This is a genomic window from Butyrivibrio fibrisolvens (assembly GCF_023206215.1).
Taxonomy (GTDB): Bacteria; Bacillota; Clostridia; order Lachnospirales; family Lachnospiraceae; genus Butyrivibrio; species Butyrivibrio fibrisolvens_C.
Genome location: NZ_CP065800.1, coordinates 2,993,759 through 3,014,682, shown reverse-complemented (window position 1 = coordinate 3,014,682; position 20,924 = coordinate 2,993,759). Strand labels below are relative to the sequence as shown.

The window sequence follows — 20,924 nt, the reverse complement described above, 5'->3', positions numbered from 1 at the left end:
GGAGATCTTATGTCAGGTGGACTTATAGATTTTGGCAGATATAGAAAACTTGAAACTCAGACCTTTTACAGAACAAGGGGAAAGGTCATAAATATCGTCGGTCTTACAATCGAGTCAGCAGGGCCCGATGCCAAGATGGGCGATATTTGCTATATCTATCCCAAACAAAAAGGGGATGAATCTCCTGTTAAATATTCCGGAAAGCCCACTATGGCTGAAGTTGTAGGCTTTTCAAATGGAAGAGTGCAGCTTATGCCATATGAGAATACCAGCGGAATAGGAAGCGGCTCTATCGTGGAAAATACAGAGTCGCCTCTTAGAGTTAATGTTGGTGATGGTCTTCTTGGTCAGACACTTGATGGGCTTGGCCGTATTGATGGAACTAGCTATGGTCAGGGACATGTCCTGGAAAACGGAATCTCTTATTCTGTTGAGAACCAGCCTCCGGACCCTATGTCAAGAGATCCGATATCAGAAGTACTGCCGCTTGGCGTTAAAGCTGTTGACGGACTTCTGACTGTCGGTAAGGGGCAGCGTATAGGGATATTTGCAGGTTCCGGAGTCGGCAAATCCACCCTCCTTGGTATGTTTGCGCGTAATACTAAGGCAGATATCAACGTAATAGCCCTGATCGGAGAGCGTGGAAGAGAGGTTAGAGAGTTCATAGAAAGAGATCTTGGCGAAGAAGGCGTCCAGAGATCTGTAGTAGTAGTAGCAACTTCAGATAAGCCGGCCCTAGAACGTGTCAAGGCAGCTAAGACAGCAACGTCAATAGCAGAGTATTTTAGAGATCAGGGCAAGGATGTTCTTCTTATGATGGACTCACTGACACGTTTTTCTATGGCGCAAAGAGAGATAGGGCTTGCCAGCGGCGAACCTCCTGTATCAAGAGGCTATCCGCCGTCTGTATATGCCGAGATGCCCAAACTCTTGGAAAGAGCCGGCAAGTCTCAGAAAGGATCTATAACAGGCCTATATACAGTGCTTGTAGATGGTGATGACTTCAATGAGCCTATCACAGATACAGCAAGATCGATCCTGGACGGACATATAGTCTTAAACCGTAAGTTGGCACAAAAGAACCATTATCCTGCAATAGATGTACTTCAAAGTATCTCAAGATGTATGTCTGCCATAGCATCTCCTCAGCAAAAGAGGTCTGCAGGTAAGTTCAAAAATGTAATGGCAACCTACAATGATGCAGAAGATCTTATCAATATCGGGGCCTACAGGAAGGGTGCTAACAAGAATATTGATTATGCCATCGAGAAGATAGATGCAGTCAATGATTTTCTACTCCAGTCAACGGATGAGAAGTTTTCCTTCGAAGAGATCATAGACCAGCTTGAGACTCTTTTTCCTGACGAACCCAAGAAATAAAGGCTTTCTTAGGGGTTATGCCTTGCTAAAAGCAAGGCGCAAAGCGCCTTAAAATGACCAAACTGGTCGCAAAGCTAGATCCAGAGCGGCTCAGACCAATCTGGTCAAAAGAGGATTTACATGGCAAAATTTGTCTATAGCATGCAAAGCGTACTCAATCTAAAGATCAAGACTGAGAATCAGTCCAAGATGGAATTTGGTGTAGCGCAGATGCATCTTAATGAAGAATTGGACAAAATGGAAGCGCTTCAAAGACGGCTGGAAGATTATCTGTTTCAGGGCGAGGAACTTCAAAAAAGTATACTGGATGTAAATGAGATTCTGTTTAACCGGAATGCGGTTGAGAATGTAAAAGCTCAGATAGAAGATCAAAAGCTCAATATAGAGCGGGCTGAAAAAGTTGTAGATGAAGCAAGGATCAAACTCTCCAAAGATATGCAGGAGCGCAAGATGCAGGAGACGCTTCGTGAGAGAGCATTTCAGGAATATCTTCAGGAAGAAAAAGATGCTGAGTTTAAGGAAAGCGACCAGAGAACCAGTTTTACCTATGGTCAGAGGATCAGTGACAGAAAGAATAAAGAAAACAATGCGCAAGGAAGATAGCTATGTCTGACCACAATAAAAAACGCAAGGAAGATAGCTATGTCTGATCACAATATAAAGGCGTAAGTAAGAGAGATATGTCTGATCACAATATAAAGACGTAAGGAAGGAACTATTATGGCAGATAAGAAGAAAAAGGAACAAGAGCCCGAAAGACCGGCATACACATTGCCAGATGATCCCAAGGAGGCAATGAAACAGCTTAAAGCTGATAGAAAGCAGCTTAGGAGTGATCAGAAAGCTGCAGCTAAAGAGGCAAGACTGCGTGCAAAAGAAATGGAAGAAGCGGAAGCAGAGCTTAATGGAGATATCCATGGAGGTCTTGGTTCTTTTCTTCTGATACTCCTCATAATACTGGTATGGTTGCTTCTTATGGCCATTATGATCAAATTCAACATCCTGGGACTTGGCGATACCCTTACGCCTGCGCTTAAGGACATTCCTTATATAAAGAATCTTCTCCCGGGGGCGCAAACAGTGCAGATGAATAATAGCGGCGAAGATTCAAGCCAGGTCGTAGCCGATAATTCTGACTATGTTGCATCTCTTGAACAGGAACTTTCAAGGCAGCTTGCCTTAAATGCTTCTTATGCATCAACCATAGATAGGCTGAACGCTGAAGTTGCAAGGCTTGAGCCTTTTGAAGAAGAGCAGGCAGAGTTCGATAAGCAAAGACAGCAGTTCTATCAGGACATTATCTACAACGACAATGCTCCCGATGCTAGTGCATATGCGTCCTATTATGCAATGATAGCTCCTGAGGAGGCTGCTAAGATCTACGAAGAGATTGCTGCAAACGAAGTTTCGGATGAGGAGGTTGAGGTCTATGCGGCAACTTTCTCTGCAATGAAGCCGAAGGAAGCAGCAGAGATTTTTAACAACATGTCTAACATAACTCTTGTTGCAAGGATCCTTCAGCAGATGGGAAGTGATGACAGAGCCAAGATCATGGGTAAACTCGACACTGAGGTGGCAGAGAAAGTAACCGAGCTCTTAGAGCCTGAAGGACTTCCGGAACTGACCAATGGCAAAAGTGGTTAGGGAAGTCTGTAAATAAAAATATGTAAATTTACTGTATAAAAAACTACTGCATAGAAAGCGGGTGCAGTAGTTTTTATGTATATTTTTTATATAAAAAGTATAGGGGAGATTGATAAGAATACTGTTGACATTCATATATGGCGATGCTAGCATAAAATGTAGATAAAATCTGGTCTGGGGACGATACCCATAATAAAAAACGAGGGCTGTGATTTTATGCTAAATCTATATCTACATTAAAGTTAACATCTTTTAAAAGGGGAAGACACCCATGACAAAAAACATTACAGTTACAGATGCAAACGGAGACATTATTGGGACCACATACCCTAAGAGGGCAAAGGGTCTTGTTAAGAATGGGCGAGCATGCTATGTAGGCAGCGGGACCATTCGAATGTCTGCATTGGATGCTTCGTCCGATAATATGACTATTTCGGAGGAAAAATCCATGAATTATATTACTTTTAATGGCGATGAATGGATTCGCCGCGATGCAGATATCTCCTATATGACCAGCGTGATGGACGGAACTCTTACCGAAGCTTTGATGCTTGGTAATTGGGACGATCGCGAGAAGGTTGCCAGATCTAAGGACTTTACACTTTCCCCACTAACTGAATATCATTTTATATTCTGGCTTAACGGCGGCGAGAATGAAAAAGGTGATGAGACCTGCCTTTTCAAAGTTACCTTTATGGGTGACGATGGTAACAGCAGGATCTATAAGCTTAACAGGAACTTTATTCACCCGCTACTACATCAAAAGGGATGGGAGCTTTATGAACTTCCTTTTGTAACGCCGGATGTTCAGGATAGTGTAACTGTCACATTCTCTTTTGTGGCCGGCAAGGCTCCTATGGCTGTACTTCCAGCCCGTGAACCATCTGCTTATCTTGATCTTAAGGATGAGCCTGATGAGTATGAAGACTACAGACCACAGAGGCACAACTTAGTCTTCAAGGACGGATGGCCGTCAATCTCTCAGTATGGAGGAGATAGGTATTCCACTCAGGCTATCAAACAGAAGCTTACCGGGAAGCGCTCCAAACCTGAAAAGGGTAATAATATTTTTAATATCACTTATTCAGGCGGCGATATTGACGAAGAGTGCTGGGAAAGCCTTGAAGAGTCTTTCTATGAAGAAGCCGAGCAGCAGTGCGATGAACTTGAGGACATGCTGGATGAACTTGAAGATCGCCTTGATGACATCAAAGATGAGCTTGACGATGCAGAAGATGAGCTTGATGATATCATGGATGAGGACGATTTCAAGCAAAGAAGCGACTTTGGCAAGATCACAGAAATGGTTGGTCAGCTTGGAATATTGAAGGCCAAAATACCGGGTTATGAGGCAACATTAAAAGGATATGCAGGAGCAGTAAAGAACTTTTCTAAGAACCTTGGAAAGTCAATGTCTCAAGAGATGATCGCACAGTCAGCGAACCTTAGAAGCATAGTGGAAGCTTTTGAAGAAAAGATAAGCTCATTCCAAGATCAGGTAAACGATTTTGTAGATTCTATCTCATCGCTGCAGGATTAAAAGTAATCTTTTGGTTTGGACGCATGATTTAATGAAGCGTCTGTTTTAAACAAGCTTTGTGTAAAAGTTCAAAGTACACAACATGATAAGGAATAGTCCTTTGAGGCTATTCCTTATTTTTATGATTTAAATTGTTATATAAAACAATTGTAGCGTGGCAACAATTTATACATTCTTGAACATAAAGTTCAAGAATGTAGCAATAGAGCCATTTGAGTTCGACTTCGTCGAAGGCTCTATTGCCAACCGATTCACTGAATCACAAAACGCGCAGTAAATGCGTGTTTCTGTAATTTACGTTCAAGAACTCATACTATGCCTCCCTGAAGTTCACATCACCGGCATAACTTTTATAGTTACTACACTCAAACTTGCCATTTGAACAGGTCGGCATCTGCAAAGTCTTTACAGGGTAGGTAGTATATAAATCATTACCACACTTTTTAATCGTTTTATAAAATTCATGAGCGTGATAGATGGAGATTTCCATTCTGCCCGGGGTCCACCTGTTTGAGCGAAGCGAGTTTGGACCCCAGAATGGTAATCGCCAGATATCATGCTATGAATTATAAAACGATTAACAGTGTGGTAATGATTTATATACTGCCTACCCCTGGCAAAGACTTTGGAGATGCCGACCTGTTCAAATGGGAAGTCACTACAATGTTTATGAAAAGGAAGTTTTTATCAGAAAAGGTTATTCCTTTTGCAATTTGCTCCGATATATGTGATGACAAGTAATATATGCGCAGGGAAGCGCGTCTTTATAAGAGCTTGAAACATACAGATTCAAACTCTCTCTAAATGCAAAATCCAAGGACAAGGACGTCACAGATGTAGCAGGAAAGGAGCGAGCGTACATGCCGGGTAACACAGTGTACGATGCCTCTATACTTTCGATGATGCCACAGGTGGCGACTGCAGCTACAAAGGTAGTAAGTAAAGTACAACAGGCAAAAGGCGATGATTTTGGCAGTGTTATCACAGATGCAAGACTTTCGAACATAGCAGGTTCGGATCAGACTAACCAATTAGACAAGACGCTGCAAAACACCGGTCAGGGAACTTCACCCAAAAAGGTGAGTCCTAAAGTAAAACTGAATAATGACAACAAAGATTCAAAAGTAGACATAAAGAAAGATGAATCAAAGGAAATCGACATCAAGGATACCCAAATAAACGGGAATGAAGACATAAGTACCACAGACCTTGAAAACCAGATAGACAAAGTAGTTCAAGACGTCGAAGAAGCAGGTAAAGAACTTATCTCACAGATCGCCGATGAACTTGATGTTACAGATGAAGAAGTATTAGAAATCCTAAATCAGCTTGGAATGACACTTACAGATCTTTTTAATCCTGAGAATCTGACACAAGTGGTAATGGAAGTCACCGGCACGGGTGATGTAGCAGAAGTCCTGATGGATGAAGACTTATCATCATCACTTCAAAACCTGCTTGAAAGTGCTCGTAAGATGATGGAGGACATAGCAGCAGATTACGAGACAGAGCCCGAAGAGATAAGTAAGATGCTTGAAACGGTCAAAGACTTAGAAGAAAAAGGACAAACGCAAGGACAGGAAAATGAGTTTATCAAAGTTCTAAAAGATAAGCAGCCCAAAGACTTAGAAGACAAGATCGAGATCAAAGTAGAAGACAAAGCAGTAACTACTAATGAACAGGTGACAGTAAATAAGGGTTCTGAGAAAAAAGACAGTCAGAGCGATGAACGAAGCGAAGAAGGCAAGAATCTTTTTTCACAAAATGAAGGAATTAAAACTCCTTTGATGAATCCTTATCAGCAGATGGTAAAAGACTTAGAGAGTGCATTTAGTGAAGCAGCAGGAGCTAAAGAGACAGCAAAAGGCACTACCACAAGTCAGATAGACATCATAAACCAGATCACAGAGCATATGAAAGTGAACATCAAAGAGGAAATGACATCAATGGAGATACAGCTCCATCCCGCAAGTCTTGGAACAGTAAAGGTCATGGTAGAGCAGGCACAAGGTGGCGGAGTTACAGCTAAGTTTACAGCATCAACACAGGAAGCAGGGGCAGCGCTTCAGACACAGCTGATGCAGTTAAGACAACAGCTTGACGAGCAGGGCATCAAAGTAAATGCAGTAGAAGTTACAGTAGATGCACATGCATTCGAACAAAACTTAGAACAAGGCAACCAGCAGAACGCTTCAGAACAGGAAACAAAACGTCAGAGCAGAATACGGAGAATCAACCTTGGAGATCCGGACCTATTGCAGGAGGATACCTTGGAGCTCGACGAAGAGACAAGGCTGGCAGCCGAAATGATGGCAGCAAATGGACAGACCGTTGATTACATGGCTTAAACAAGCTTATTACAAAGTCACTATTAAAGTCATGTAGCAGATCTATTTCTGCTAGAGAAATGAGGTAATAGAAATGGCAGTAGATGCAATAGTAAAAGATGGAGTTATCGTAAATAACGGTCAGGCAGCTTCTGAGAAAAAAGACTCAACTACAACCACCAAACTAGGCGAATATAAAGAACAGTTCATGCAGCTTCTGTGTGCACAGATGAAATATCAGGATCCTCTGGAACCTACATCCAACACCGAGTATATCTCACAGTACGCGCAGTTCACACAGGTTGAGCAGATGCAGAACCTCTCCAATACGGTAGCTCTTAACAGAGCAGCAGACATGGTTGGTAAGACAGTTCAGATCACTCAGGTAGATGAAGAGACTGGCGAGACCAAATTAACAGTTGAAGGTAAGGTTGACTTTGTGACCTACGAAAGCGGCACTTCTTATGTGAGCGTTAACGGCAACAAGTATAAGCTTGATGATGTTACAGCAGTTGTAGACGGAACCTATTTTGACAACACTCAGCTTGCAGAGTCCGTAAGAAAAGACCTTGATAAGCTTCCCGGCGTAGATTATGTAACACTCTATGCTGACAAGGACAGACTTGAGAGAATGCTTGCTAATTATGAAACAATGACAGCAATGACAGGCGATGTATCACAATTCTTCTCGACAGCAGAGCTTTCCAAGATATCACAATATGCGCTTAAGTACGCAGAACTTATCGATCAGGCAGCTAAAGAGACAGAGAATACTAACACTTCGCAGCCTGTAGAATCGTTAAATAATGAAGACAAAGAAGACACCTGATATGGCATCTGACAGATTGCCGGACAAGTTACCGGTAAAGTCATCAAAACAAGTTACTAAATAAGCTACACGATAAGGTAAAGGACGTTCCGGAGATAAGCCCTATCTAAGTGATTATCTCCGGAAGATAGAAAGGAGTAAGGATATCAAATGAATAGTTTTAATCCCTCCTTTCTTTCCATAGATCAAGTTCAGGGGCAGTACCTTGGCAAAGAAAAGACAGTTAATAGTAGTCCTAAGATAAACAGTGGACAAGAGTCATTCTCATCGATTCTTGACAAAGCCCAGGAACTGGCCAAAAGAAATGAGCCGCTTAAATTCTCAAAACATGCTACGGCAAGGCTCAATGACAGAAATATCGAAATATCCAAAGATCAGCTTGAACGCCTGAACCAGGGAAAGATACAGGCAGGAGAGAAAGGAATTAACGAATCACTTATACTTGTTGATTCACTGGCATTTATAGTCAACATACCCAATAACACAGTGGTGACAGCCATGAATCAGGAAGATTCAAGTGATAGCAAAGTATTTACAAATATCGACGGAGCAGTAATAGCATAAGGCCGGACTTAAGGAAAAAGAGAAAGTTTTTTCTACAAAGAGGTCTTTTAAAATCCCGACTGACAGAAGGATTTTAAAGTTAAAGCATTCTGCTCCTACCAGTACCCAAGAGTTATTATTGTAGAAAGCAATTATTATCTCCCGGTGCTCTATAGTAGGAGGTTTTATCTATGTTAAGATCAATGTATTCAGGTGTTGCAGGTCTCAAGACTCATCAGACCAAGATGGACGTTATTGGTAACAACATCGCCAATGTTAACACCACATCTTTCAAATCACAGTCTATCAGCTTTGCAGATCTTATGTACCAGACAACACAGCACGCATCAGGCTCAACCGAAACAACCGGTGGTGTCAATGCCCGTCAGATAGGTCTTGGTGCTCAGTCAGCTTCTATAGCAACAGCGATAGATACTCAGGGCGCAACTCAGACTACAAACAATCCATACGATCTTATGATATCCGGTGATGCATTCTTTATCGTCAATGACGGAACTCAGAATGTATACACAAGAGATGGTTCATTCTATGTAGATGGTAATGGTAATCTTGCTACTCAGTCAGATGGTTACTATATCATGGGATGGATGGCAGTTACTGATGAAGATACAGGTGTTACATCTATCAATACCAATGGCGGTCTTACTAAGCTCCAGATCATATCAGATGAGACCAGTACATTCCCTCCTGAAGGAACATCTCAGGCAGTAGTAAGCGGCAACATCGATGCCAAGGATACCAATATCACATCATCTGCAGGTAAGACTATAGCTCTTGAGTTCTATGATAATCTTGGATATCTCTACACAGCAGAGTTCACTATCAAGGACGTTGATGATGCCGAGAATACATATACCATGACACTTACAGATATCATGGACAGCGACGGCGTATCAGTAGGAGCAGAGCAGCTTGCTATGGTGCACCTTGGTAATGATAATCAGGCAGGTGTTACCAATCAGGTACCCGGCGTTTTGAAGTCAGGCTATTATGTAAATAACTATTCCGCAGCTAAGGGAACAGCAGATTTTGCTATAACAGACAGTGATGTTAATACTACAGATACTACAATGTTCTCAGCAGTTCCTACAAGCGGTAAGCTCTCTGATCTGGATGATGCAGGAGTACTTAATGACCTGTACAACATAGTAATAGATGACGTGAATTTCTATGACAATGATACATATACAATGGATCACCTTGGTAATCTGACAATCTCTCATACAGGCACAACATCTCTTACAACCAAGAAGGGCGTTGTAAATGATACCAATACATCATCCTATAAGGTATCCGTATCAGGTGCAGTAGCAACTATAAACTATACAACCTCAACAGGTACTCTTACATCTGATGTTGATGGCGGCAAATACACAGGTATATCCTCTGCGTTAAAAACAGCTTATGCGATTCCTACAGGACTTTCGTCATCCACAACCTATCACACAACAGATGGCAATTCACTTACACTTACAGTTCCAAGTACAACATCTCTTGGCGTAGCAAGCGGCTATGAAGCAGTTGTTACAAGCGGTACAGCAGTAGTGACATCAGGTGCTGCTATCAAGAATACAACTCCTGTTAAAGGCAATCTCAAGAACCTTCCAGAGACAATACGCGGATATTATGGAGATCTTACAGATGCCAAGTATGCTGCATATCCTGATACAGCTACATATTCGCTTTCATCAGATGGAACACTGACAGTATCTTATCCTGTAGATACAACAGATACTAAGACAGCTGATGCTTCACTTTCTAGCACATATAAATTCAGCAGCGTAGATACTACTCAGAATCCGGCTGTCATTACTATTGAAAATGCTGCAGATTCGTCTCTTACTTATACGATCAATCAAAGCGGTACTGTTGACGATGCAGCGCAGGCGCTGTTAGCTAAATATTTTGGTCTGACAGATGCAGATTTTGCTCAGTACCGTAAGGTGGAAAATCCTACATATCAGATCACATATGATGAGACAACCGATGCAATGTCTCTTACGATCACATATAAAGAAACAACACCATCAACTAATACTGATACCTATTCCATAACAGATACTACTAACATTTCAGCAAGTGTAGGAAAAGAGACTGCTGTATATACAGATAAGTCCGGTATCTCAACATATACGCTTAACTCCACAGGAAGTCTTGCTGATCTCATGGCCAATACAGATGCTGATGCTATTCTTGCAGCATTTGGAATTGATAAGACCAAGGCAGCAAATTATATATCCAAATCATCATATTCACAGTCATCATATGTTATATCCAACTCAGGACTTCAGCTTACAAGCTATGAAGACAGTGAGTATACACTTGATACAGGATCCGGTTACTCAGCATCAGTAGCAGGTACAACTGTTACAGTATCTCTTACAACTTCGGAAGAGGTTAATACTTCAGGTAATATGACAGAACTTTCATCTCTTGTTAAGAATGCTTTTGGTATATCAAGTGCAGATTATGATACAAGCGAACCTCTGGATACTTACACAATAGAGATGGATGCCAACGGCGAAGCTAATCTTACTATTACTGATAATTCTTATAAGACAATAGCAACAGAGTACAACCGTAATGAGATGACACTCAACTACGATCATGCCAATGGTTCATACACAGGTGCGACATTCAAACAGGCAGATGGAACAGAGAATGGAATAGGATATTCAACTATCACAACTGATAAGATCGTGCTCAACTTCAATCCTGATATGGATGATACGGTTAACCCTTGGACAGACGTATATCTTGACCTTAGTACAACAACTAACTATAACTCATCAGGTACATCAACACTTCAGGCTTCTAAGGGTGATCTTGCAGGCAATAATACAGGCCGTATGATGGGCGCTATGACAGGTATCTCCATCTCCAAGGATGGTAAGATATCAGCGTCATACTCTAATGGTCAGACACTTCTTCTAGGTCAGATCGCATCTGCAACATTTGCTAATGCATCAGGTCTTGAGAAGGCTGGTAACAACCTCTACACAGCAACACTCAACTCCGGTGACCCTGTAGTTCAGGATATCACAGTAGGCGGCGGCTCAATTTCAACAGGCGTTCTGGAAATGAGTAACGTAGACCTTTCAAATGAGTTCACTAACATGATCACAGCACAGCGTGGTTTCCAGGCCAACTCACGTATCATTACAGTATCAGATACACTTCTTGAAGAGCTGACCAATCTGAAGAGATGATGATATGAAGTCATAAGATTTTGATTTATATCATAAGATTTTGATTTATATTATAAGATTTTGATTTATATCATAAGATTTTGATTTATATTATAAGATTTTGATTTATATCATAAGTTTTCGATTTATATCATAAGATTTCGTTTTTTATCATAAGATTTATACCGAGCAGATGCCCCTTATTACCAGGGCGGCATCTGCCGGCATTTGTATTTTTTCAAAAAGGATAATGACCGTATATTAGATTTTTAACCTAATGTCGCGAGAAAAGCGAGTGACTAATGGTTCAAATTGTACCAAAAATTGCAAAAAAATTTGTATCTTTAGTATAAAATTGACAGACAAGTACAATATTTCGTGATATAATATTTTTATAATAAATATTTATTGCGAGCAGTTGTTTGTACGAACCATGTCTATCTATTGTTAATAACCTGGATAAAGGAGATTTAACGTGGATATAGCTACATTAGCAGCGCTTGGTGGCGGTGTATTTATCATTCTTATAGGAATTGCAACTGCTGGTGGTCTTCAAACAATTCCCAGTTATATTGATATACCATCAGTAATTATTACAATTGGAGGTTCGCTTCTTGCTACATTGGGTACCAATACGTTACCTGGTGCCATAGGTGCACTTAAGACTGTAGGAATCGTTATCAAGATGCCAAGCCTTGATATGTCAGGTCTTGTTAAACAGATTGTCGATTTGTCCAACACTGCAAGAAAAGAAGGACTTCTTGCTTTGGAAGAAGCGGCTAACGGTATCGAGGATCCTCTACTTAAAAAGGGACTCCTATTAACAGCAGACGGTACCGAGCCTGAACTTGTCAGAGCTATTCTGGAAGCAGAAATAGATGCGGTTGATGCAAGACATAAACTGAATATCAAGTTCTTTGAGGACTGGGCCAGCCAGGGACCTTCCTGGGGTATGATCGGTACACTTATAGGACTTGTTAACATGCTCAATAACATGTCTGATGCATCATCACTTGGGCCTAACATGGCGGTTGCTCTTATCACTACATTCTACGGATCTGCAATTGCTAACTGGATATGTTTCCCTGTAGCAGAAAAATTAAAATTCGATAATGATCAGGAACTTACTTATAAAGGGGTTATGATAGAAGGAATCTTGTCTATTCAGGCAGGCGAGAACCCCAGAGTTACAGAAGAAAAGCTTAAGGCATTTATGACTCCATCAGAAAGAGAAGCTTACGACGCAGCTAACGGTGGCGGAGGTGAGTAATGGCTAAAGCAAAAAAAGAAGCCCCGCCTAAAAAAGGATGTCCTGCCTGGCAGGGTACATTTGGCGATCTTATGAATCTGCTTTTGTGTTTCTTCGTGCTTCTTTTCTCAATGTCAACTTTGGATGCGGCCAAGTATGAGGAAGTTGCAGCTTCTTTTAGTGCGGCTTTTGGTATTTTCTCCGGTGGCCAGAATGCTCTTGGTGATGGAGCGCTGATAGGAGATGGTGTATCACAGCTAAGTTCTCTGTCTGCATATACTACTTCTATGGGGGCAGCAGCATCAGGTGATGCCCAGGACCCGACAGATGCCACGTCCGGAGATCAAAGCGCAGTGGGAGCTCCCGATGTATCTGAAGCAGAGGCTATGCTGGAAGCAGCTCAGATGGAAGCTTCAGAGAATCTTGCCAAGGAAGTGACAGAAGCTTTGCAGGCCGGAATGACTGATTCCGAGAAGGCTGAGCTTACAGAAGAGGAAGTTATATCAGATGTAGTTCTAAATTATACGAGTCAGTATGTACAGCTTACTATTAATGGATCGCTCCTTTTTGCATCAGGTAGTGCACAGGTTCAGGAGAGTGCATATCCTGTTCTTGATAAAGTTGGCGCCGTGCTTTCAAGCTACGCTGGCGGCACTATAGAGATAGAAGGTCACACAGATAACGTGCCTATTCATACATCACAGTTTGCCAATAATGATGAATTGTCGGATGCACGTGCACTTGCCGTTTTTTATTATATTATCGATGTAACAGACCTTGATCCTGCCAATATCAAGCACTCCGGAAGAGGTGAGTATCAGCCGGTTGCGGACAATACCACCGCAGAAGGCAGGGCCAAGAACAGACGTGTAGAGATAAGGATCTACAACCCACTTAGTGCTCAATACTAGGATGTTAAAATCCCCAAGGGGGATTTTAAATCCGAGAAGTCATTTTTCTTTGAAAAATGACTTCCCCAGAGCCTGTAACATTAGTAGCTAAGAGCTTATTTCCAGGAGTTTGGAGGTAAATATGAAAAGGAATATGCTGGCGATCATTATTCTGGCTCTTCTTGTGATCAATACAGTATTAACCGGAATAGTAATGCTGTCAGTTATGCAGACCAACCAGAAGACAGCTACAGTAATATCAGATATTGCAGCAGCTCTTGAACTTGAAGCTGGCGGCGGAGCCGGTACCAGTTCCGGATTTGCAAGACAGGCATCTGATATCACAGCTGCAGAGACAGCCAACTTCGAGATCACAGACATTCAGATATCTCTTGCTAAGACAGATAGCGGTCAGGCTGCGATCCTTCAGTGCTCTCTTAACATATCCATGGATACGGTGAATTCTGATTATGCAACTCTTGGATCCAGTGAAAGCCTTGCAGGTGCCACATCCAAGATCAAATCTATAGCCAACGAAGTTGTATCCCAGTACAACTATGACAATATCTCAGATAATCAGGCTGCCATAGAGAGAGAGATTCTTGATAAGGTTCAGGATTATTTTGGTTCAGCATTTATTTATGACATAAGCTTTAGTTCGTTCTTGCCGGTTAAGATGTAACATAGGGACTTATGGGAGAATTATATGAGTGATGTCCTTAGCCAAAATGAGATAGATAACCTGCTGGCGGCGCTGTCAACGGGTGAACTTGATGTAGAGGAGATGTCCAAGGCCGATGAGAAGAAGGTCAAGGACTATGATTTCAGACGCCCTGCGAAGTTCTCTAAAGAGCATCTTAGGACTCTTGAGATCATCTTCGAGCACTACGGAAGACTCCTTGCTACAACTATGCCTCTTTATCTTAGAAAAAATGTACAGATCACAGTAGAGAACTCAGAAACAGTTACTTTCTCCGAGTTTTCCAATGCTCTTTCAAACCCTGTAATCCTTGGAATAGTTAATTTTAATCCTCTGCAGGGTCAGATAATAGTAGAAGTCCAGTCCAATATCGGATTTGCTTTTATAGACAGAATGCTGGGAGGTGAGGGAACTGCTCTTGACAGACCCAGGCCTTTTACAGATATAGAGATGCCGCTTATAGAGAAGATGGTAACTATCTGTGTCCAGCAGCTTGTTGAACCATGGGAGAACGTTGTTAATATCGATCCTATTCTTGACAGAATAGAGACCAATCCTCAGTTTGCCCAGGTCATATCACCTACTGATATGATCGCTATTGTAACACTGAATATGAAAATAGGCGATGTGGAAGGACTTATGAACTTCTGTCTTCCTTTTTTTACACTGGAAAGTGTAATGGATCGTCTCAATACCAAGTACTGGTTCTCCAGTATGCAAAGGCATAATGAAGAGAATGATTCTGAATTCCTTGAATCACTTGTCAGGAGAATCGATGTTCCTGTCAAAGCTGTACTTGGAAAGTGCCAGGTATCTGTCAGCGACTTTGTACAGTTGCAGCTTGGCGATATTATAAGACTTGATTCCAAAGTAACTCAGGAAATGCATGTATATGTGGGAGATATTGATAAATTTACGGCACTTCCCGGTACTTCGGAAAAAAAGTATGCGGTTAGGGTTACGTCGGTGATAAGAGAGGAGGAATAAAAGATGGACGGAACACTCTCTCAGGATGAGATCAACGCCCTCTTGGAAGGGATGGATACATCCGGTGGTGCGGATTCCGGTGACAGTGCACCGGCCGGAGGTGGCGCTATGAGTAGTGAGATTGATGAATCCCTTCTTACTGATGTCGAGAAAGATGCGGTTGGTGAAGTTGCCAATATCAGTATGGGTTCTTCCGCGACAACACTGTTCTCACTCGTTAACCAGAAGGTTAATATCACAACCCCCAGAGTTACACTTTGTAACTGGGACAGACTCATGGCGGATTATGAAAGGCCATGTGTATTCGTACAGATCAAGTACACTATAGGTCTTGATGGAAGTAACATCATGATATTAAAAGAACATGATGTTATGGTCATTACAGATCTTATGATGGGTGGTGACGGTACTAATATTCAGGATGGAGAGATCGGAGAGTTGCAGCTGTCCGCTATTTCTGAAGCTATGAACCAGATGATGGGTGCTGCTGCGACCGCTCTTTCATCTATGATCGACCAGAAAGTTGATATCTCACCTCCGCAGGCAACACTCCTTGCAGCAATGGATACGGATCCCGGTGAGATTGCTGAATTTTTAAGGGGTACTTTCGTAAGGATTACCTTTAAGATGCAGATTGGTGATCTCGTAGATTCGTCAATTATGCAACTGTATCCCGTTGACTTTGCGAAGAGTTTGTACGATACTTTTATTACAAGCACTAAAGAGGATCAGCTCCCACCACCAGGAGAACCGGCTCCTGCGCCGGCACCTTCACCGGCTCCGGCAGCACCCGGACCAGAAGCTGCAGCGCCTTCTATGGATCAGTCCCAGATGATGGGACAGCCAATGATGGGTCAGCCTATGATGGGACAACCCATGATGATGCAGCAGCCGATGATGATGCAGCCGCAGATGATGCCTATGCAGAACATGAACGTGCAGCCGGCATCCTTCCAAAACTTCTCACCGGACGGGCAGCTTATCGCAGGCGGAGAGAACATCACGCTTATCAAAGATGTTCCTTTGGAAGTCACAGTAGAGCTTGGACGTACTCACAAACCTATATCCGATATCCTTGATTTTGCACCGGGTACGATCATAGAGCTTGACAAAGTCGCAGGTGAACCCGTTGACGTACTTGTAAACGGCAAGTACGTAGCCAAAGGCGAAGTAGTTGTAATCGATGAAAGCTTTGGTGTAAGAGTCACTGAGATAATTAAGTAAAAGGGTTTTGTATCATTTATTAAAGATGTAAAGTTATTTGCAAATCTGTCCGATATATTCAACGCAGATTGCGATTAACATAATACTGACAACAAAAAACTTACGTAAAGAAATGGAGAATGAGCGATGGCAAAAAATGTGTTAGTTTGTGATGACGCAGCATTTATGAGAATGATGATCAAGGATATTCTTACAAAAAATGGCTACAATGTCGCAGGCGAAGCAGAGAATGGAGCTAAGGCTGTTGAGAAGTACAACGAGCTTCATCCGGATCTTGTGCTTATGGATATCACTATGCCTGAGATGGATGGAATACAGGCTTTGAAGAAGATCAAAGAAGGTGATCCTAAGGCGGTAGTTATCATGTGTTCAGCAATGGGTCAGCAGGCCATGGTTGTTGAAGCTATACAGTCAGGCGCTCGTGACTTTATTGTTAAGCCTTTCCAGGCAGACCGCGTTCTCGAGGCTGTCAAGAAGGTTATAGGATAAGTTGGATCTTACAGCATTTGCTCAGTTTTTGACTGTGATATTTCTATTCATAGTTATACTGGTGCTGACATATTTTACCACCAGATTTATTGCTGGATATCAGAAAAATCATTCTGTGAATACCAACATTGAATCTGTTGAAGTTATGCGCCTTAGCCCGAGCCAATATGTACAGATAATACGTATTGGCCAAAAGTATGTGGCAATAGCTGTGAGCAAGGATTCCATAGAAAAACTCTGCGAGCTTTCATCCGAGGACGTGGAAGCGATTTCGCAGGAGGAGACTTCTATGAATTCCTTCAGAGATGTCATGGACAAAATTAAACAGGGTTTGCAGCGATAATATATCGCCGATAATATCGCGATAGCGGGGGAATAAGCGGAATATGAGAAATCCTAAGGGAAAGGACAACATACGCCGGCTTTATTCTACGGCTGTCATCAGCACCGTAGCATTTGCGGGTATGGTGGCCTTTCTTTTCTTTGCTATTCCAATAGTATCTTATGCGACCGAGGCCGGAACGGTTTACGTTGACGACACCACGGATACTGACCCTACAATAGAACCGGATTATCATCTTACAGGTACTGACGATGAACGTACCAATATCACAGAACCCGGCACGGCTCAAACGGCAGAAGATCTATCGGAACTTAATATAGCCAACTATGTCACTGTTACTTATGACAACGGTAACGGCGAAATTAATGGTGCACTGCGCATTTTCATAACACTTACTTTACTTGCGCTGCTGCCTTCTTTTATCATCATGATGACCTCTTTTACGAGGATCATCCTGGTTCTTCACTTTACCCGAACAGCACTTAATACACAGACAGCCCCTCCTAACATGGTAATAATAGGACTGGCTTTGTTTCTGACATTCTTTATCATGCAGCCGACTATACTAAGAGTATATAATGAAGCATACGTCCCCTTTGAAAATGGCGAATTAACACAGCAGGAACTACTAGACAGTGCCATGAAACCCATAAGAGAGTTCATGTATCCTCAGACCCAGCGTAAGGACGTAGTCATGTTCATGGAGATAAGCGGCGATGAATGGGACGGTACCTTAGATGACATACCTACAACAGTTCTGGTTCCATCATTTATGATAAGTGAATTAAGAACAGGATTCATCATAGGCTTTCTTATCTACATTCCATTTATAGTGATAGATATGGTAGTAGCTTCAGTACTCATGTCAATGGGTATGATGATGCTGCCACCAACTACGATCTCAATGCCTTTTAAAATCCTGCTATTCGTCCTAGCCGACGGCTGGAACCTGATAATAGGAAGCCTGGTTAAAACTTTCTATTAGTATGTTTTCTTGAACATAAATTACAGAAACACGCATTTACTGCGTGTTTCGTGATTCAATGAATCGGTTGGTAAATAGGCCCAATGCCGAAGGCATTTTCAATTGGCCTATTTACTGCATTTTTGAATCTTTGATTCAAAAATGTATGTTTTCTTGAACGAAAACGCTTTATTACAGATGCAAATTCACGGAGGCGCCTATGGATGCCGGAGTTGTTAATCAGATCATAAGAGATGCACTATTCTTAGTTATCAAAGTCGGAGGCCCAATGCTCCTGGCTTCCCTTATCATGGGTCTAATAATCTCAATATTCCAGACGGTTACATCGATCCAAGAACAGACGCTGACTTTCGTGCCTAAACTCCTAGTTGCCTTTGGCTGTTTGATTTTCCTAGGAAGTTACATGGGTACTCAAATATCAGACTTTATGACCAAACTCTGGTCTGACTTCTCTCTTTATATTCACTAATTAGCGCGGCCACTCCTTGAATCATTGATTCAAGTACCTTGGCAAGTATGAATCAATCACCTTTAAACTTATAACTCAAAGCCCATGATAGACGTAACCTTTACTTATGGAGATCTTGAATATTTTCTTTTGATCCTCGTGCGCGTATCTGCGTTTGTATTTGTTGCGCCTTTTTTCTCAGCAAGAGGAATCCCTGCAAGATACAAAGTTGCCTTTTCGCTCTTTATCGCCATAGTCCTCTATGACGTAGCCCCAAGAGCAGGCCTTAATTATTCCACAGTATATGGTTATGCCTTCATAGTCATAAAAGAAGTTTTGTCAGGAGCAATACTTGCCTTTGCGGCACTTATCTGTATGCAGATAGGAAGCTTTGCAGGACAGATCATAGACATGATGACAGGTCTTTCCATGGTATCTATCATGGATCCTACCACCAATACCAACGTGACAATAACAGGAGCGATGTACCAGCAGATGCTCATGATAATGCTTATAATAAGCGGTATGTACAGATATCTTATAAAGGCACTTGCAGACTCTTTTACCATAATCCCTGTAAACGGAGCCGACTTCCAGATGCATTTCCTTTTAAGAACTATGCTTGAATTCATGAAAGATTACATGGTCATAGGCTTTAGGATCACACTTCCTGTGTTTATAGTATCTTTTACCATGAATATAGTCCTTGGTATCCTTGCCAAGGTATCACCTCAGCTCAACATGTTCGCTGTAGGTATGCAGCTCAAGATATTAGTGGGACTTGGAATTTTGTTTCTTACAAGCTCTATGTTATCGATTGCATCTGATTTTGTATTCGATCAGATGAAAATACTGATCCAGGAGTTCGCTTATGGACTTACGCCTTAGATATGATCTTCAGTTTTTTGCCAAAGAAGGTCCTGGCGGTGAGAAGACTGAAGAAGCTACCGGTAAACGATTAAATGATGCAAGAAAAAAAGGTCAGGTTGCCAAGAGTCAGGAGATAACCGTCGCAGCGGACCTTTTTGCCTTTTTTATCATACTAAGTATTTATAAAGAATATCTTGGAACTAATTTTGTATTCCTTTTTAATGATATCTATGGCAATATTCCAGACACTATCGTGATGGTGGATGGATATATTCCTAAAGCTACCTTTGATTCCCTTTTTGTTAAGATCATAATAATAGCTCTTATTACGGTGCTTCCGTATCTTATCGCGGGCTTTGTTCTTGCTCTTATCTGCAATATAGTTCAGTTCGGCTTCAAGATAACAACAGAGCCTATGAAACCCAAGTTCAGTAAGCTCAACCCTCTAAACGGTATCAAGCGTATCTTCTCGGTTCAGTCATTGTTTAATCTGGTTAAATCCCTTATGAAGATAGGTCTTATATCTATAGTCGTATATGTGACCTTGACAGGGAGAAATGAGTCACTGTTCCTGCTCTATGATATGCCTCTTCGTCAGGGGATTGCCCTTATGGGAGATATAATCATAGATCTTGGACTTCGCTGCGCTTTTGTATATATCATTATCGCTGCGGCAGATTTTATATACCAAAAGCATAAATTCCGTGAAGACATGAAGATGACCAAGCAGGAAGTTAAGGATGAGTATAAGGATACAGAAGGTGATCCTCAGGTCAAGTCCAAACAGAAGCAGAAGATGAGAGAAGCATCCCAGCGCCGTATGATGAAAGAACTACCCAAAGCGGACGTTGTCATCACTAACCCGACTCATTATGCGGTAGCTCTTGTATATAATCAGGATGAGGACCCTGCTCCCAAAGTCATCGCCAAAGGTGCCGACTATGTAGCTATGAAGATAAAAGAAGCTGCCAAAGAAAACCATATTGAGATAGTAGAAGATAAGCCCCTTGCGAGAATGCTCTATGCCAATGTTGAGATAGGCGAATTCATCCCCCCGGAGCTCTACAAGGCTGTAGCGGAAGTACTGGCATATGTCTACAAGCTTCAGGGCAAAATATAATAGTAAACTCAAACTTTCCAAACATATGTTTGGCTGGCACAAGATGCTCAATCTCAAGAATTATACAAAAAATCGTACATATTTTTATAAAAAGTGATGAAATTACGGAGATTCTTTGATAAAATATCATTAAGGTGTTAGGGTTAG

At 41.8% G+C, this 20,924-nt stretch carries 19 protein-coding genes; all 19 read left to right on the top strand.

The genetic code is table 11. The annotated features are described in order from the left end of the window. Window positions 1-9 precede the first annotated feature (9 nt). The 19 genes from fliI to flhB all read left to right on the top strand — a co-directional run bounded on the left by fliI (window position 10) and on the right by flhB (window position 20,777). Window positions 10-1,380, top strand: a complete 1,371-nt coding sequence (gene fliI / locus I7804_RS12575; RefSeq protein WP_022752873.1) for a flagellar protein export ATPase FliI — start codon at window positions 10-12, stop codon at window positions 1,378-1,380. A 120-nt stretch (window positions 1,381-1,500) separates the two neighbouring features. Continuing rightward, a complete protein-coding gene (gene fliJ, locus I7804_RS12570; protein ID WP_248403747.1) occupies window positions 1,501-1,983 on the top strand; it encodes a flagellar export protein FliJ in 483 nt (160 codons plus the stop codon). 117 nt (window positions 1,984-2,100) lie between these two features. Further along, window positions 2,101-3,024: a magnesium transporter MgtE N-terminal domain-containing protein gene (locus tag I7804_RS12565; RefSeq protein WP_248403746.1), complete on the top strand. Its 924-nt coding sequence runs from the start codon at window positions 2,101-2,103 to the stop codon at window positions 3,022-3,024. 271 nt (window positions 3,025-3,295) lie between these two features. Continuing rightward, a complete protein-coding gene (locus I7804_RS12560) occupies window positions 3,296-4,564 on the top strand; it encodes a hypothetical protein (protein WP_248403745.1) in 1,269 nt (422 codons plus the stop codon). 860 nt (window positions 4,565-5,424) lie between these two features. Next, on the top strand, window positions 5,425-6,912 hold the full coding sequence (locus tag I7804_RS12555) for a flagellar hook-length control protein FliK (protein WP_248403744.1): 1,488 nt from the start codon (window positions 5,425-5,427) through the stop codon (window positions 6,910-6,912). A 73-nt stretch (window positions 6,913-6,985) separates the two neighbouring features. Then, window positions 6,986-7,720, top strand: a complete 735-nt coding sequence (locus I7804_RS12550) for a flagellar hook capping FlgD N-terminal domain-containing protein (protein ID WP_248403743.1) — start codon at window positions 6,986-6,988, stop codon at window positions 7,718-7,720. Between the two features lie 150 nt (window positions 7,721-7,870). Continuing rightward, a complete protein-coding gene (locus tag I7804_RS12545) occupies window positions 7,871-8,284 on the top strand; it encodes a TIGR02530 family flagellar biosynthesis protein (protein WP_027204199.1) in 414 nt (137 codons plus the stop codon). Between the two features lie 170 nt (window positions 8,285-8,454). Next, complete coding sequence (locus tag I7804_RS12540) at window positions 8,455-11,493, top strand: flagellar hook-basal body complex protein (RefSeq protein ID WP_248403742.1); 3,039 nt, start codon at window positions 8,455-8,457, stop codon at window positions 11,491-11,493. A 454-nt stretch (window positions 11,494-11,947) separates the two neighbouring features. Then, window positions 11,948-12,742, top strand: a complete 795-nt coding sequence (locus I7804_RS12535) for a motility protein A (RefSeq protein WP_022752864.1) — start codon at window positions 11,948-11,950, stop codon at window positions 12,740-12,742. Then, on the top strand, window positions 12,742-13,632 hold the full coding sequence (locus tag I7804_RS12530) for an OmpA/MotB family protein (protein WP_248403741.1): 891 nt from the start codon (window positions 12,742-12,744) through the stop codon (window positions 13,630-13,632). The genes I7804_RS12535 and I7804_RS12530 overlap by 1 nt, the downstream gene beginning before the upstream one ends. A gap of 121 nt (window positions 13,633-13,753) precedes the next feature. Then, on the top strand, window positions 13,754-14,293 hold the full coding sequence (locus I7804_RS12525; protein WP_022752862.1) for a flagellar basal body-associated FliL family protein: 540 nt from the start codon (window positions 13,754-13,756) through the stop codon (window positions 14,291-14,293). A gap of 24 nt (window positions 14,294-14,317) precedes the next feature. Next, window positions 14,318-15,298: a flagellar motor switch protein FliM gene (fliM, locus tag I7804_RS12520; RefSeq protein ID WP_022752861.1), complete on the top strand. Its 981-nt coding sequence runs from the start codon at window positions 14,318-14,320 to the stop codon at window positions 15,296-15,298. A 3-nt stretch (window positions 15,299-15,301) separates the two neighbouring features. Then, on the top strand, window positions 15,302-16,522 hold the full coding sequence (gene fliY / locus I7804_RS12515) for a flagellar motor switch phosphatase FliY (RefSeq protein WP_027204201.1): 1,221 nt from the start codon (window positions 15,302-15,304) through the stop codon (window positions 16,520-16,522). Between the two features lie 126 nt (window positions 16,523-16,648). Then, window positions 16,649-17,011: a response regulator gene (locus I7804_RS12510; protein WP_022752859.1), complete on the top strand. Its 363-nt coding sequence runs from the start codon at window positions 16,649-16,651 to the stop codon at window positions 17,009-17,011. Window positions 17,012-17,045: 34 nt separating this feature from the next. Then, complete coding sequence (locus I7804_RS19415) at window positions 17,046-17,354, top strand: flagellar biosynthetic protein FliO (protein ID WP_420314866.1); 309 nt, start codon at window positions 17,046-17,048, stop codon at window positions 17,352-17,354. Between the two features lie 43 nt (window positions 17,355-17,397). Next, window positions 17,398-18,339 carry a flagellar type III secretion system pore protein FliP gene (fliP, locus tag I7804_RS12505; protein ID WP_242952890.1) on the top strand — a complete coding sequence of 314 codons (942 nt, stop codon included), beginning with the start codon at window positions 17,398-17,400 and terminating at the stop codon, window positions 18,337-18,339. A 199-nt stretch (window positions 18,340-18,538) separates the two neighbouring features. Continuing rightward, on the top strand, window positions 18,539-18,808 hold the full coding sequence (fliQ, locus tag I7804_RS12500) for a flagellar biosynthesis protein FliQ (RefSeq protein ID WP_092042751.1): 270 nt from the start codon (window positions 18,539-18,541) through the stop codon (window positions 18,806-18,808). A gap of 84 nt (window positions 18,809-18,892) precedes the next feature. Continuing rightward, entirely contained in the window at window positions 18,893-19,675 is a 783-nt protein-coding gene (locus I7804_RS12495; protein ID WP_248403740.1) for a flagellar biosynthetic protein FliR, read from the top strand. Beyond that, window positions 19,659-20,777, top strand: a complete 1,119-nt coding sequence (gene flhB / locus I7804_RS12490) for a flagellar biosynthesis protein FlhB (protein WP_248403739.1) — start codon at window positions 19,659-19,661, stop codon at window positions 20,775-20,777. Before I7804_RS12495 ends, flhB begins: the two co-directional genes overlap by 17 nt. Window positions 20,778-20,924: the final 147 nt, after the last annotated feature.